The following is a 14,563-nucleotide window of genomic DNA, read 5'->3' as shown; positions in this document are numbered from 1 at the left end:
TGGATGCATATGTCGATCCGTTTGCGGGTGATCGGTTGGCGGCGCGGCGAGTTTCACTACCATACGGCCCTTTCACCACTCCTGAACAGGAATCACACCATGGTCAAGTCCGACGACACCGGCAAGCTCATCCTGCGCGTTGCGCTGGGCATCCTCATCCTGCTGCACGGCATTGCCAAGGTCGGCAAGGGCGTCGACGGCATCGGCGGCATGCTCGCGTCGCACGGCGTGCCCGCGGCGCTGGCCTACCTGGTCTACGTGGGCGAGATTTTGGCGCCGGTGCTGCTGATCGTCGGCCTGTTCACACGGCCAGCCGCGCTGGTCGTGGCGATCAACATGATCGTGGCGATCTGGCTGGCGCACCGCAAGGACCTCGGCGCGCTCAACGCGCAAGGCGGCTGGGCGCTGGAACTGCAGGGCATGTTCCTGTTCGCGGCCATCTCGCTCGCGCTCACGGGCGGCGGGCGCTTCGGGCTCAACAACAAGTAAGCGAAGAGGCGACTGGCGACTCAGTCGTCGTCCGCCGCATCGAGGCCCGGAAACAGGATCTCGGTGTAGCCGAAGCGCGAGAAATCGCGCACCCGCATCGGGTACAGCTTGCCGAACAGGTGATCGACCTCGTGCTGCACCACGCGCGCATGGAAGCCGTCGGCGATGCGGTCGATCGGGTCACCGTACAGGTCGAAGCCCGTGTAGCGGATGTGGGCGAAGCGGGGCACCACGCCGCGCAGGCCGGGGACCGACAGGCAGCCTTCCCAGCCCTCTTCCTCTTCATCTCCCAGCGACGTGATGACGGGATTGAGCAGCACGGTGCGCGGCACCGGCGGTGCGTCGGGGTAACGCGGATTGACGGTGTCGGTGCCGAAGATCACCAGTTGCAGATCAACGCCGATCTGCGGCGCCGCGAGACCGGCGCCATTGACCGCCTTCATGGTCTCGAACATGTCGCGCACCAGCAGATGCAGTTCGTCGGTGTCGAAAGCGGTGACCGGCTGCGCGGTGCGCAGCAGCCGGGGATCACCCATTTTGAGAATTTCGCGGAAGGCCATGGCGGGATTATCGCGACAGCCTTGCACGAAACTCAGTTGCACGCCGTGATCAGGGAGGCGTGGTGCCTTGCGAGTCGGGCGAGGTCCACAACCGAGCGCGACCGCGCGGCATCTGTTGCGGTTGCGACGGCGTGATTCCGGGCACGCCTCCCGCGCCGGGCCGCGGCACCACGGCGACCGGTGGACGGCCACCGCCCCAGGGCGGACGTGTCGTCGGATACGTGGGCCGCACGCCATGGTTTGGATAGCCCGGCCTTCCATAGTAAGGACGGCGGTCGTAGTAGCGGCGCCCGTTGTCGTAGTAGCCGCCACCCTGGATGTAGACCGGCGCCGGCACGACCACGGGGTCAGCGTAGTACGGATCGGAATAGCCGCCGGAGTAGTACGGATCGCCTGGAACGGCCACGCAGCCGCCCAGCAGCACGATGCCGCCGAGGGCGAGGCTGGTACCGAGAACACGAATTCTTTGCATGAGGGACTCCTTGTCGGCCTTCTGTTGTCATTCAACGTCCGCTTGTAGACCCTGTTGACTGCGCTGGTGTGAAGTCGCGTAACGGGGGGTAAAGCCCCCCGCCACCGATGCCGGCCGCTTCAGGTCTCGGGTGCCGGCGCAACCCCGTTCGCGAGGATCTCCAGCATACGCGCCTCATCGATCACCGGGACGCCGATGTCGCGCGCCTTGTCGAGCTTGCTGCCAGCCTCTTCCCCGGCCACGAGGTAGTGGGTTTTCTTGCTGACGGAGCCGGCCACCTTGGCACCGGCTGCCTCCAATTTATCCTTCGCATCGTCGCGGCTCAGCGTAGGAAGGGTGCCGGTGATGACGAAGGTCAGCCCCGCCAAAGGCTTGGGCGCGCGGGCTTCCGGCTCGTGCTCTTCCCAGGTCAGGCCACAGGCGCGCAGCTGTTCGACCACTTCTCGGTTGTGCAGCTGGTCGAAGAAGGTGCGCAGGCTTTGCGCCACCACGGGGCCGACGTCGTTCACCTCGAGCAGTTGCTCCTCGGTTGCATCCATGATCGCGTCGAGCTTGCCGAAATGCTTGGCGAGGTCCTTGGCCGTGCTCTCGCCCACGTGGCGGATGCCCAGGCCGAACAGGAAGCGCGGCAGCGTCGTCTTCTTCGAAGCTTCCAGCGAGTCGACGAGGTTCTTGGCCGACTTTTCCGCCATGCGGTCCAGGCCCGCCAGCGTGACGAAGCCGAGCTTGTACAGATCGGGCAAGGTGCGGATCAGGTTGGCATCGACCAGTTGTTCGACCAGCTTGTCGCCCAGCCCGTCGACATCGACCGCGCGCCGTGCCGCGAAATGCAGGATGGCTTCCTTGCGCTGCGCCGCGCAGAACAGGCCGCCGGTGCAGCGGTAGTCGACTTCGCCCTCCTCTCGCACGGCTTCCGAATCGCACACGGGACAGGTGTGCGGCATGGTGAAGACGGCGCCACGCTGGTCGTCGGGCTTGGCCAGGCTGTCGGGCGCAACGCCCACCACTTCGGGAATCACGTCGCCCGCGCGGCGCACGATGACCGTGTCGCCGATGCGCACGTCCTTGCGTCGCGCTTCGTCCTCGTTGTGCAGCGTGGCGTTGGTCACGGTCACGCCACCGACGAACACAGGCGCCAGCTTGGCCACAGGCGTCAGCTTGCCGGTGCGGCCCACCTGGATCTCGATGCCGACCACCTGGGTCAATTGCTCCTGCGCCGGGTACTTGTGGGCCACGGCCCAGCGCGGCTCCCGCGAAACAAAACCCAGCTGCCGCTGCAGTTCCAGGCTGTCGACCTTGTAGACGACGCCGTCGATGTCGTACGGCAGCGCATCGCGCTGGCGGCCGATGGCTTCATGGAATGCTATCAGTTCAATAGCGCCGGTCGCGCGCGCGGTCTGTGTGGCAACCGGGAAGCCCCAGGCGTGGAACTGCTGCAGCCAGTCGAATTGCGTGGCGAGTTCAGGCCCGCCTTCGCTCGCAGGCGAGACCTCGCCCAGGCCGTACGCGAAGAAGCTCAGCGGCCGCGCCGCCGCAATCGCCGGGTCGTGCTGGCGCACCGCGCCGGCCGCGGCATTGCGCGGGTTGACGAACACCTTCTCGTTCTTTTGCCCGGCGGCAATCTTCTCGCGCTGGCGCTCGTTGAGCGCGTCGAAATCGGCTCGCTTCATGTAGACCTCGCCGCGCACCTCGACCACGGGCGGCGCCGCGCCCTTGAGCTTCAGCGGAATCTCCCGGATGGTGCGGATGTTCTGCGTGACGTCTTCGCCCACCTCGCCGTCGCCGCGCGTGGCGGCCTGCACCAGCACGCCGTGCTCGTAACGCAGGCTCATGGCCAGTCCGTCGAACTTGAGTTCGCAGACGTAGGCGATCTGCGGCGCGTCTTCGGCCAGGCCCAGTTCGCGGCGCACGCGCGCATCGAAGGCGCTGGCGCCGGTGGGCGTGATGTCGGTCTCGGTGCGGATCGACAGCATCGGCACGCGGTGGCGCACCTTGGCCAGGCTGTCGAGCACGGCACCGCCCACGCGCTGCGTCGGAGAATCGGGCGTGCGCAACTCGGGAAACTCGGTTTCCAGCACCTGCAGACGCTGGAACATCCTGTCGTATTCGGCGTCGGGCAACTCGGGTTCGTCGAGCACGTAGTACAGGTGGGCGTGGCGATGCAACTGCTCGCTCAGTGCGGCGGCTTCGCGTGCCGCTTCGTCGCGCGTTGTCATGGGGTGTCCCTCGGGGAAAAAGACGGATCAGCTGAAGAGGCGTCGCGCCAGCGGCGAGCCGGCCGCGAGATCGCGTGCATCGAGCGTGTCGTACAACTGCTCGAGGTCGGTGCCGATCACGTCCATGGTTTCGTCGCGCAACAACTGGCCGTCGCTGTCGGTGACCACGCCGTCCATCTCGCGGGCGAGCGTGGCAGCGGCTTCGCGCATGCGGCGGAACGGCTCTTCGCCGCGATCGACCTGCGGCACGTCCAGGCTCAGGCTGAGTTCGCGAATCGCCGATTGCGCCGGATCGTCGGCCAGCGCGGCCTGGGTGTCGAACGAGAGCCCGAGGATCGGCGGCAGGCCGGCCTCGCTGGTCGGCAGCACCATGCGGCCGGGAATGATCCCGGCGACAAAACCCAGCCGCGCGGCGTTCTGCTGCACGTAGCCCGGGCTCCAGGCCGCATGCAGCGCACGCAGCACGAAGCCCAGTTGCGCGTCGTGCGCGCTGGCGAACTGGTCGAGCTCACGGGCACGCGCGACTTCGTCGAGCATCTCGGGAAACTCGGGTGCGCCGTTCACGGCGTCGGCAAAGGCCTGCGCCTTGACCACGAACTCGGAGTACTCGATCTCGTTGAGCGCCCCGGTGCGGTTGGCCAGCTGCACACCGACCTGGAAGGCGCGGTAGCGTTGCCCCGGTGCCGGCGGCTCCCACTGCCTGGTGAGGTCGTTCAGGCCCTCGATGGCGACCGGCTTGCTGCCGGCACGGCGCGTCGATGGCATCGCCGCAAGCGCGGCATCGCCCGAGGCCAGGCCTTCGAGCGAAATGGGCGCAATGACGTCGATCAGCGGATCGAGTCCGCCGCGGCGTTCGCCCGTGGGCACGGGCACGCCGCTGGGCGCCGGCAGGTCGGGATCGAACAGCGGCTCATGGCGGTCGCTGGCGGCCACCTGGCTCGGGTCGGCATGGAGCATCGGCTCCACGCCGCCGTCACTGCCGCCGGCCAGCGCTCGCTCGGCTTCGGCCAGGGCGACATCGACCGCGTCGGGCTGGCGCGGCGCATTGCGGCGCGACATCAGGGTGTTGTAGGCCACGACGGCCGCGAGAACGAGGCCGCCGAGGATCGCCAGGGCGAGGGTGAGATTGCTCATGCGCGCGCCTGCCCTATGCCGCTTCGACCATCGAGGCCGCCGACTCCATGTCGACCGCCACGATGCGCGACACGCCTTGCTCCTGCATGGTCACGCCGATCAGCTGTTCGGCCATTTCCATGGCGATCTTGTTGTGGCTGATGAAGAGGAACTGGGTTTCACGGCTCATGGCGCTCACGAGTTTGGCATAGCGTTCGGTATTGGCATCGTCCAGCGGCGCGTCCACTTCGTCCAGCAGGCAGAAAGGCGCCGGATTGAGCTGGAAGATGGCGAACACGAGCGCAATGGCCGTGAGCGCCTTCTCGCCGCCCGAGAGCAGGTGGATGGTCTGGTTCTTCTTGCCGGGCGGTTGCGCGAGCACCTGCACGCCGGCATCGAGGATTTCGTCGCCGGTCATCACGAGCCGCGCGTTGCCGCCGCCGAACAGCTCGGGGAACATGCGGCTGAAGTGCTCGTTGACGATCTTGAAAGTGCCGCCGAGCAGGTCGCGCGTTTCAGCGTCGATCTTGCGGATGGCGTCCTCGAGCGTGCCGATGGCTTCGTTCAGGTCGGCCGACTGCGCGTCCAGGAAGATCTTGCGCTCGCTCGCAATCGCGAGTTCGTCGAGCGCGGCGAGGTTGACGGCGCCGAGCGCGACCACCTCGCGGTTCAGGCGGTCGATTTCGCTTTGCAGGCCCGTCAGGCGCACCTTCTCGGTCTCGATCGATTGCGCGACGGCTTCGAGGTCGGCGCCGGCGTCGTCCAGCAGTTGCTGGTACTGCTCGACGCCCAGGCGCGCGGCCTGTTCCTTGAGCTGGAACTCGGTGATGCGCTGGCGCAGCGGATCGAGTTCGCGCTCAAGTTGCAACCGGCGTTCGTCGCTGGCGCGCAGCTTGAGCGTGAGATCGTCGTATTGGCTGCGGGCCGCGCCCAGGGCGGTCTCGCGCTCCAGCTTGAGCGACAGCGCATCCTGCAGGCCGGCTTGCGCAGCGGCGTCGGACAGGCGGCTCAGCTCGGCGCGGGCGCGCTCGTCTTCGTCGGTGAGCGCAACGGTCTGCTGCGCGGCGGTTTCGATGCTGCGGTTCAGTTCGCCGCGACGCGCCTCGAGCGTGCGCTGCGAGAACGTGGCTTCCTGTGCCTGCCGCTCGAGGCTGCGGTGCTGCTCGCGGCTGGCGGTGAGCGCGCGGGCGGCTTCGATGACGCGCTCATCGAGCTGCGCATGGCGCTCCTGGCTGTCGGCCAGTTGCATGTCGAGCTCTTCGAAGCGGCCTTCGGCAGCGATGCGTTTTTCTTGCAGTTCTTCGAGCTGGGCATCGACCTCGCCGAGGTCGGCGGCCAGCTGCTGGCTGCGCGCGCGGGTCTGTTCGGCGAGCTGCGTCATGCGCAGCGTCTCGACCTGCAGCTCATGGGCGCGCGACTGCGTTTCGGCGGCTTCGCGGCGCGCCGTGACAAGGCGCTGCGCGGCGTCGCCGTAAGCCGCTTCGGCACGGACCAGCGCGGTGCGCGCCTCTTCGTTGATGAGCGTCTGGGCCTTGAGCTGGCGCTCGAGGTTTTCCATTTCCTGCTGGCGGGCCAGCAGGCCGGCCTGCTCGGAATCGGGTGCGTAGAAGTTCACGCTGTGCGACGACACGGCATGGCCGCTGCGCACGTAGATCACTTCGCCGGGCTGCAGCGTGGCGCGCTGCGCCAGCGCCTCTTCGAAAGTCTCGGCCGTGAAGCAGCCATGCAGCCAGTCGTTCAGCAGCGCTTGCTGGCCGGCATCGTTCAGACGCAGCAGGCTCGACAGCTTCGGCAGCGCGCCCGCGTCCTGCGGCACGCCAGCGGCAGGCGGGCTGTAGAAGGCGAGCTTGGCGGGCGGCGCGTCGTTGCCGAAGGCTCGCACCATGTCGAGCCGGCTGACTTCGAGCGCGCCCAGGCGCTCGCGCAGCGCGGATTCGAGCGCGTTCTCCCAGCCCTGTTCGATGTGGATGCGGCTCCACAGGCCCTGCAGCCCGTCCAGGCCGTGCTTGGCCAGCCAGGGCGCGAGCTTGCCGTCGGTCTTGACCTTTTCCTGCAGCGCACGCAGCGCTTCGAGGCGGGCGGAGAACTCGGCGTGGCGCGCGCCTTCGGTGTTGACGGCCTGCTGCTTGGCGCGACGGTCGTCGTCGAGTTGCGGCACGGCCTCCTGCAGCTCCTGCAGGCGGGCGTCGGATTCGCTGGCGGCTTCCTGCGCCGCGGCCAGCTGCTCCTGCATTTCGGTCAGCCGATCCTCATCAGGCGCGGCCAGCGCGTTCTGGTCGGCGCGCAGGCGCTCGCTGCGCAAGGTGAGCTGGCGGCTCTGGTCTTCGATGTTGCGCTGGTCGGCGGCCAGCACCTGAATCTGCTGCTGCACCTGCGACACCGTGGCGCGCTGGGTGTTGGCTTCGTTCTGTGCGCGCTGCACTGCCTCTTCGAGGTCGGGCAGGCGCGCGTCGTGCTCTTCGAGCTGCGCGGCCAGCAGGATGGCCTGCTCTTCGGCATCGACGCCGGCACCGGCCAGCGTCTCGATCTCGGCCTCGGCTTCTTCGCGGCGACGGCCCCACTGGCCCATCTGTTCACGCAACTGCACCAGGCGCTGCTCGACGCGCTGGCGGCCTTCGACCACGAAGCGGATCTCGCCTTCGAGCCGACCGACTTCGGCGCTGGCTTCGTAGAGCTTGCCTTGCGCCTGGTTCACCAGGTCGCCGGCGCCGTAGTGGGCCTGGCGCACGGTTTCGAGTTCGGACTCGATGCGGCGCAGGTCCGCGGTGCGCGATTCGAGGTCATTGATGGCCTTTTCCGAATCGGCCTTGATCTTGGCCTGGTCGGCATCGCTTTCGCTGCGCTTGAGGAACCACAGCTGATGCTGCTTCTTCGTGGCCTCGCCCTGCAGCGCGTTGTAGCGCGCCGCCACTTCGGCCTGCTTCTCGAGCTTTTCGAGGTTGGCGTTGAGTTCGCGCAGGATGTCTTCGACGCGCGTGAGGTTCTCGCGGGTGTCGCCCAGGCGGTTCTCGGTTTCGCGGCGGCGCTCCTTGTACTTGGAGACACCCGCGGCTTCTTCGAGGAACAGGCGCAGCTCTTCGGGCTTGGATTCGATGATCCGGCTGATCGTGCCCTGCCCGATGATGGCGTAGGCGCGCGGCCCGAGACCCGTGCCCAGGAACACGTCCTGCACGTCGCGGCGGCGCACCGGCTGGTTGTTGATGTAGTAGCTGCTGGTGCCGTCGCGCGTGAGCACGCGGCGCACGGCGATTTCGGTGAACTGGTTCCACTGGCCGCCGGCGCGGTGGTCGGCGTTGTCGAACACGAGTTCGACGCTCGAACGGCTGGCCTGCTTGCGGGTGGTCGTGCCGTTGAAGATCACGTCCTGCATCGACTCACCGCGCAGTTCCGACGCACGCGACTCGCCGAGCACCCAGCGCACGGCATCCATGATGTTCGACTTGCCACAGCCGTTCGGCCCCACCACCCCGACCAGTTGGCCCGGCAGCAGGAAGTTGGTGGGTTCGGCGAACGACTTGAAGCCCGAGAGCTTGATGGAGTTAAGACGCACGACTTGTCGCCCTGCCTTGGCTTAGCGCCAAGGTATTGATTTGTAAGGAAAATTGCACGGACCCGCAGCTTGAAGCGGGCCGCCGCCCCAGCCGTGGATGATAACGTCAGGGCATGAGTGATTCCCTGGCTTCTCCCCTCGCGGCGCGACGCACCTGGCTCCTGGCGGGCACCGCTGCTGCCCTGCTTGCCCCCTTGGCGCTGACGGGCTGTTCGTCCTTCCGATCCACCGAGCGCGCCGAGCCCTACGGCAACCAGGAATGGCTGCAATCGGGCACCAACCGCATTGCCAACCTGTCGCTGCGCGACAACCTGCAATCGGTGCGCCGCGTGCAGACCACGCTGTACCGGCGCAACCCGCGCGAATGGCGCAAAGCGGCCGCCAGCATGGAAGAAGCCACGCAGCGCACCTGGGACGCAGTGATGCAGGGCACGCCCCTGCCCGAGCTGCGCGGTGCCACCGGCATCGACGCCATCCGCCTGGCCTTCGAAACCGGGCCGCAGGGCTACCAGGGCGACCGCGTGGCGGCGCTGGTCGTCGGCTGGGCCTCGATGCTCAAGCAGGCCAACGGCAACACCTGGGACCAGACCATGATCGACGGGGTCGACGCCGAGAACAGCTACCGCACGGCGCGCAACTTCGAGATTTCGCTCTGGCTCATTTCCTCCAAGACCGGCCCCGACGGCCAGCCACTGCTGCTGGCCACCGAGATCAGCGAGCGCGGGCGCAACCTCGTGGCCGACCGCGAGCTGTCGAAGGTGGTGGCACGGCTCGACCTGCTGGCCGCGCAGGCCGACGAAAAATACCGCCGGGCGGCCCTCGATTTCGGCCAGAACTGGGTGATGGGCGTGGTCATGCCGCTCTTCACGCTGATCCCCAAGTAGTCTTTCACATCGGAAATATGTTTCCCAAATAGGCATTTGCGGTAATATCTTTCCGTGGACAAGCAGGAACTCATCAACGCCCTCACGGCGCGACGCGGGGCCACCGGCCTCACGAACGCCGAGATCGCGCTGCGCTCGGGGCTCACCGAGCGCTCGGTGCGCAATGCCCTGAGCCTGAAGGGCAATCCGCAGCTGTCGTCGCTGCTGGCGCTGGTCGATGCGCTGGGGCTCGAACTGCAACTCGCACCCAAGGGCTTCGGCGAAGGCACCGCGGTCGATCCCGGCTACCGCCCGGTCGCCACGCGCGTCGGCCGGGCGCTGGCTGAAGCGCCCGCCGCGCCACCTTACGTGCGAGGCCGCCGCTCACTGCCATGAACGTCAAGATCCTCGAGATTTCGCTCGGCGCGCACCGCCTCGGCAAGCTGTTCCAGTACGCCGACCTGTGCCGCTTCGTGGCGGAGCCTGAGCTGATCGCCAACCCGCCGCCGGGCGTGCTCTCGCTGTCGATGGTCGCGAGCGACCCGGCAGCGCAGGCCGCGTTGTGGAGCGACGTGAAGAACCCGTTGTTCAATGCCCAGGGGGGCCAATTGCCCGGCTTCTTCCAGAACCTGCTGCCCGAAGGCGTGCTGCGCAGCCACATCGCGCAGCTGCGCGGCTGCCGCGACAACGATCACTTCGAATTGCTGGCGGCCTGCGGCGGCGACCTGCCCGGCGCCGTGGCTGCCCGCCCGGTGTCGGTGGACCGCGGCACGCTGCAGCGGCTCATCACGCAGGACCAGGACGCGCTCGAGATGTCGGTGGTCGAGCTGCCAATGCCGCAGGGCATTTCGGTCTCGGGCGTGCAACCCAAGCTGGGCCTGCGCCGCCAGGGCGGCCGCTACGTGGCGCGCGTGCGCGCCGGCGCCAGCACGCGCGTGATCGCCAAGCTGCCGGTGGCGGGCCGGCCCCACATGCCGCAACTTGAAATGCTTTCGCTGCAGATGGCCGGTGCGGCGGGCGTCGAGGTGTGCCACGCCGAACTCGCGCCGCTGTCGGCCATCGCGGCGGAGCACAGCTATGCGCTGCCGGACGAGCCCGAGTTCCTGGCCGTCACGCGCTTCGACCGCGACGGCGCGCGCCGCATCCACTTCGAGGATTTCGCTCAGGTACTCGCGGTCGATCCGATGCACAAGTACAGCGGAAGCTACCTCGACATGGCGCTCGCGATGCGCGCCTTTCCGTCGCTGGGCGAAGACGCCGTGCTCGAACTGGTGCGGCGACTCGTGGTCAACGACCTGCTGGGCAACCCGGACGCCCACCTGAAGAACTTCGGCGTGCTGTACCCCGACGGCATCGCGCCACGGTTGGCGCCGGCCTACGACATCGTGGCCTACGCGGCGCTGCAGGGCGTTGAAGGCCATGCGCTCCCACTGCTGCCGGCCCCAGTGGGCGCAGCCGCTGTGCGTCGCACCGCGATGTTCACGCCGGCCAATGTGCGCGCCTTCTGCTTCTCGGCTGGCTTGCACGAGCCGCGCATGCGACGCGTGGTCGCCGACACGACCCGCCTCGCGCGCGACCATTGGCCCGCGATGATCGACGGTTCGTCGCTGCCGGCCCCGTGGAAGAAACGGCTGCAGCAGCGCTTGCAGGCACATCCCTTGCTGCAGAGCATGAGCAAGCGGGGTCGCTAGCCACAGTGGCGCAGCAAGCGAACCCTAGAATGAATCCGCCCTCCCCCTCCCCTCAACCCATTCGAGGCAGCAACCACTCATGAGCTCCATCAATTTCATCGGCGGCGAAAAAGGCGGTGTCGGCAAATCGGTCACCGCACGCGTGCTGGCCCAGTACTTCATCGATCGCAGCCGGCCCTTCACCGGCTTCGACACCGACCGTTCGCACAGCTCCTTCACCCGCTTCTACGAGGGCTTTGCCTCGCCCGTGGTGGTCGACAGCTTCGAGGGCCTGGACACGGTGGTGAACGGCTTCGAGAGCAACCCGAAGCAGAGCGTGATCGTCGACCTCGCGGCGCAAACGCTGGCGCCGCTGTCGCGCTGGATCAAGGAATCCGACCTGTTCGACGTGTTCGAGGAAATCGACGTCACGGTCAACTTCTGGCACGTGCTGGACGATGGCAAGGACTCCACCGACCTGCTCGGCACGCTGATCGACACCTTCGGCAACCGCCCCAACTACATCGTGGTGCAGAACTACGGACGCGGCAGCGACTTCGGGATGCTGCTGGCGTCGCAGTCGCTGTCGAAGGCCAATGCGAACGGCGCGCGCGTCATTGCATTGCCGCGCCTGCACGAGGCCAGCATGCGCAAGATCGATGCGCAGAACACGAGTTTCTGGAAGGCGGTGAACGACCGCGAAGGACCGCATGCACTCGGCCTGCTGGAGCGTCAGCGCGTGAAATCATGGCTGGCGACAGCATATGCCGCGTTCGATACGCTGCCGCTCTGACCGCGGCAACGGGCGGAATCAGATCATCCCGCCGTTGACGGAAATCACCTGCCCCGTGATGTAGCCGGCCTCGTCACCGGCCAGGAACGCCGCCAGCGCCGCCACTTCCTGCGGCGTGCCGGCGCGTTTCACGGGCACCATCTGGTTGATGAGCGCAGGGTCGAACACCGCGTCGGCCATCGGCGAAGCGATGATCCCTGGCGCAATCGCGTTCACCGTCACGCCGCGCGATGCCACTTCGAGCGACAGCGCCTTGGTCGCGCTGTTCAACGCGCCCTTGGCCGCAGCGTAGTTCACCTGCCCCTTGTTCCCCGCGATGGCGGCAACGGACGAGATGTTCAGCACGCGCCCCCAGCGGGTGCGCATCATCGGCAGCAGCAGCGGCTGGGTGACGCGGAAGAAGCCGTTCAGTGAGACGTCGATCACCTTGTGCCATTGCTCGGCGCGCATGCCGGGCAGCACGGCGTCGTCGTGGACGCCCGCGTTGTTGACGAGGATCTGCACCGGCCCGCCTTCGAGGATGCGTGCGCAGCCGGCCGCACAGGCCTCGTCGCTGCGCAGATCGAACACATGGCATTCCGCCTTGCCGCCGGCCGCCGTGATCGACGCGGCCAGTTGCTCGATCGCCTCAGGCCGCGAATTCGCGTGCAGCAGTACCGTCGCGCCGTCGCGTGCAAAGCGCTCCGCCATGGCCGCTCCGAGCGCGCCGCTGGCGCCGGTGATCAGTGTGCGTTTTCCTTCGAAACTCATGACGGTGTGCCTTCCGTGTCCGCCAGCGGCGTGTTCAAGACCACCACGGCGCGGCCCTCGGCCAGCAGGCGGCCGTCGTCGGCCGCCACCGTGAATTCATACAAGACCTGCCGGTCGTCGCCGGACAGTCGCTGGGCGCGCACCTGCAATGCCCCGTCGATGTCGTCCAGCCGCGCCACCGCCAGCTTCACGTTGCGCGCGCTGGCCAGGAAGCCGGCCGACGGCGTGCTGCCCTCCGTCGCCAGCAGGCCGCCGTGCAGCGCCATCGCCTGCGCCGCGTACTCGATGGCGTTGGGTGCAAGCAGGCCGCTCTCGGTGCGCAGCGGATTGTCCGCCTGGCTGTGCGTCGTGGTGCTGCAATGGATCGACCCGGCATCCCAGCCTTCGAGGCGCTCCAGCAGGCACATGCTGCCGCTGTGCGGAATGCGCGCGGCAATGCCCGCGCGGTCGAGCGTCTGCGGTGCCGTCAAGCGACGGTCTCCAGGTCGGCCACCAGCAGCACGTTGGCGAAGGGTGTGCCTTCGCTCATCGGCATGCTCTGCACGCGGAAACCCAGGCGCTGCAGCACGGCGATCCACTCGGCCAGCGGGCGGCCCCAGGTCGGCGAGACCTTGTGGCCGCGGATGCGCGTCACGGTGCGATCGACCCATTGGCTGATCGCGAAACCGCGCGTGCTCGATGCATCGCCCACGCGCAGCAGCAGGCGCGCCTTCGGGTTGCCGCCGCGCCGCAGCGCGTCGCGCACGCGGGTCAGCACGCCTTCTTGCGCGGCGAGGTCCACGTAGTGCAGCACGTCGAGGATCACGACCAGATCGCAGTCGGGCAAGGCGGCCGAGCACATGTCGGCGCACACCAGGCGCGGCGTGGGCTTCAGGTGGCCGACCGACGCCTCGGCGCGCGCCACGTCCTTCGGCATCAGCTCGATGCCCGTGTAGTCCGCGGCGGCCGGCGTGGCGGCCCATGAGGCCGGCCAGCGCCCTTGTTGCTGCATCGTGCTCATCGATGCCAGCAGGCTCACGAAGAGGCCCTGCCCGCAGCCGATGTCGACCACGCGCCGGTGCTGCGCGTCGATCAGGCCGCGCTCGAGCAAGCCTCGGAACACCGGGTCGCGCCCGAGCTTGCCGCGTGCGAATTGCCAGGCGAAGGTGCCGCCCTTCTTGTAGGGAACGGTCGCGGCTTCGTGGAGTTCGCGCCAGGCTTGGTCGGTGGTCATCGTCGAGGGCATCACGGCGCTCATGCGGTCTTCAATCCTTCAGGCAGGGTCACGGCACGCAAGCCGTCGGTGCGCAGGCGCTGGAGCAACAAGGGCAGCACCTCGAGCAGAACGGGTTGACCCGCCGCGGTGCGCGCGGCGTTGCCGTCGTGCAGCAGCAGGATGTCGCGTGCCTGCAGGTTGCGGGCGAGGCGCGCCATCACCTTGGTGGCGTCGCCTTCGCGGGTGTCGAAACCGCGCCGCGTCCAGCTCACCAGCGAGAGGCCGAGGCGGTGCAGCACGGGTTCGAGGAACGGGTTGCGCAGGCCGGCGGGCGCACGGAAACAGGTCGGTCGCTGGCCGGTCACGTCGGTCAGGATGTCCTGTGCCCGGGTGATCTCCGCCGCGAAGCCGCGCGGGCCGAGGAAGGAGAAGTTGTGCCGATGCTGCGCCGTGTGGTTCTGGATGCTGTGGCCGCGCGCGACGATCTCGCGCGCCAGCGCCGGATGCGCCTGCACGCGCTCGGCGATGCAGAAGAAGGTGGCGCGCTGGCCGTGCGCGTCCAGCAGGTCGAGCACGCGAGGCGTGACCTCGGGCTCTGGGCCGTCGTCGATGGTGATCGCCACTTCGCGGCGGGCACTGGCCGCTTCGGGCAGGCGTGTGACGTTCGGGCCGAGCAGGTTGCTACGCGGCGTGAGGCCCGCCCCGGTGATCAGCGCATGGTTCAGCACGACCGCGCCAAGGGCCCAGGGCCATGCCCCCGGCACCAGCACGCCGGCGCCCAAGGCCGCCGCATGCACGGCCACACTGGCGCGCATGGCCGGCGGCCAGGGCCAGGACTCGGAGGCGGCGACAGGGGCGGAAGGCGACGACATGGTGGGGCCGGATTTTCCCA

Annotated in this window: 14 protein-coding genes; 5 read left to right on the top strand and 9 right to left on the bottom strand. The window is 68.0% G+C overall.

The window, feature by feature from the left end; all coding sequences use genetic code 11:
* Positions 1 to 99 precede the first annotated feature (99 nt).
* Entirely contained in the window at positions 100 to 489 is a 390-nt protein-coding gene (locus ASD34_RS19870; protein WP_056580752.1) for a DoxX family protein, read from the top strand.
* A 20-nt stretch (positions 490 to 509) separates the two neighbouring features.
* Here ASD34_RS19870 and def read toward each other — a convergent pair whose 3' ends face one another.
* The 5 genes from def to smc all read right to left on the bottom strand — a co-directional run bounded on the left by def (position 510) and on the right by smc (position 8,400).
* The gene (def, locus tag ASD34_RS19865) at positions 510 to 1,049 is read right to left on the bottom strand and encodes a peptide deformylase (protein ID WP_056580750.1); all 540 of its coding nucleotides are present in this window, start codon (positions 1,047 to 1,049) and stop codon (positions 510 to 512) included.
* A gap of 49 nt (positions 1,050 to 1,098) precedes the next feature.
* On the bottom strand, positions 1,099 to 1,521 hold the full coding sequence (locus ASD34_RS27200; RefSeq protein WP_082548845.1) for a hypothetical protein: 423 nt from the start codon (positions 1,519 to 1,521) through the stop codon (positions 1,099 to 1,101).
* Positions 1,522 to 1,640: 119 nt separating this feature from the next.
* On the bottom strand, positions 1,641 to 3,737 hold the full coding sequence (gene ligA / locus ASD34_RS19860) for an NAD-dependent DNA ligase LigA (protein ID WP_056580747.1): 2,097 nt from the start codon (positions 3,735 to 3,737) through the stop codon (positions 1,641 to 1,643).
* Positions 3,738 to 3,764: 27 nt separating this feature from the next.
* Positions 3,765 to 4,871: a cell division protein ZipA C-terminal FtsZ-binding domain-containing protein gene (locus tag ASD34_RS19855; protein WP_056580744.1), complete on the bottom strand. Its 1,107-nt coding sequence runs from the start codon at positions 4,869 to 4,871 to the stop codon at positions 3,765 to 3,767.
* Positions 4,872 to 4,884: 13 nt separating this feature from the next.
* The gene (gene smc / locus ASD34_RS19850; protein WP_056580742.1) at positions 4,885 to 8,400 is read right to left on the bottom strand and encodes a chromosome segregation protein SMC; all 3,516 of its coding nucleotides are present in this window, start codon (positions 8,398 to 8,400) and stop codon (positions 4,885 to 4,887) included.
* Positions 8,401 to 8,513: 113 nt separating this feature from the next.
* Between smc and ASD34_RS19845 the strand changes: the two genes are divergently transcribed.
* The 4 genes from ASD34_RS19845 (at position 8,514) to ASD34_RS19830 (ending at position 11,726) form a co-directional block, all read left to right on the top strand.
* Entirely contained in the window at positions 8,514 to 9,284 is a 771-nt protein-coding gene (locus tag ASD34_RS19845; RefSeq protein WP_056580739.1) for a hypothetical protein, read from the top strand.
* 54 nt (positions 9,285 to 9,338) lie between these two features.
* Positions 9,339 to 9,659 carry a helix-turn-helix domain-containing protein gene (locus ASD34_RS19840; protein ID WP_056580736.1) on the top strand — a complete coding sequence of 107 codons (321 nt, stop codon included), beginning with the start codon at positions 9,339 to 9,341 and terminating at the stop codon, positions 9,657 to 9,659.
* On the top strand, positions 9,656 to 10,954 hold the full coding sequence (locus ASD34_RS19835) for a type II toxin-antitoxin system HipA family toxin (protein ID WP_056580733.1): 1,299 nt from the start codon (positions 9,656 to 9,658) through the stop codon (positions 10,952 to 10,954). The genes ASD34_RS19840 and ASD34_RS19835 overlap by 4 nt, the downstream gene beginning before the upstream one ends.
* Before the next feature lie 79 nt (positions 10,955 to 11,033).
* The gene (locus ASD34_RS19830) at positions 11,034 to 11,726 is read left to right on the top strand and encodes a hypothetical protein (protein ID WP_056580728.1); all 693 of its coding nucleotides are present in this window, start codon (positions 11,034 to 11,036) and stop codon (positions 11,724 to 11,726) included.
* 18 nt (positions 11,727 to 11,744) lie between these two features.
* Here the strand turns inward: ASD34_RS19830 and fabG are convergent, their stop codons facing one another.
* The 4 genes from fabG to ASD34_RS19810 are packed head-to-tail and all read right to left on the bottom strand — an operon-like array spanning position 11,745 to position 14,543.
* Positions 11,745 to 12,476, bottom strand: coding sequence for a 3-oxoacyl-ACP reductase FabG (fabG, locus tag ASD34_RS19825; RefSeq protein ID WP_056580725.1), 732 nt, complete (start codon positions 12,474 to 12,476; stop codon positions 11,745 to 11,747).
* A complete protein-coding gene (locus tag ASD34_RS19820; RefSeq protein ID WP_056580721.1) occupies positions 12,473 to 12,946 on the bottom strand; it encodes a hypothetical protein in 474 nt (157 codons plus the stop codon). The genes fabG and ASD34_RS19820 overlap by 4 nt, the downstream gene beginning before the upstream one ends.
* On the bottom strand, positions 12,943 to 13,713 hold the full coding sequence (locus ASD34_RS19815) for a class I SAM-dependent methyltransferase (protein WP_056580718.1): 771 nt from the start codon (positions 13,711 to 13,713) through the stop codon (positions 12,943 to 12,945). Before ASD34_RS19815 ends, ASD34_RS19820 begins: the two co-directional genes overlap by 4 nt.
* Positions 13,710 to 14,543: a polysaccharide deacetylase family protein gene (locus ASD34_RS19810; RefSeq protein WP_414929883.1), complete on the bottom strand. Its 834-nt coding sequence runs from the start codon at positions 14,541 to 14,543 to the stop codon at positions 13,710 to 13,712. The genes ASD34_RS19815 and ASD34_RS19810 overlap by 4 nt, the downstream gene beginning before the upstream one ends.
* Positions 14,544 to 14,563: the final 20 nt, after the last annotated feature.

Source organism: Variovorax sp. Root473 (assembly GCF_001426505.1).
Classification (GTDB): Bacteria; Pseudomonadota; Gammaproteobacteria; order Burkholderiales; family Burkholderiaceae_C; genus Variovorax.
The sequence above is the reverse complement of the archived record's forward strand: the minus strand, read 5'-3'. Positions and strand labels throughout refer to the sequence as shown.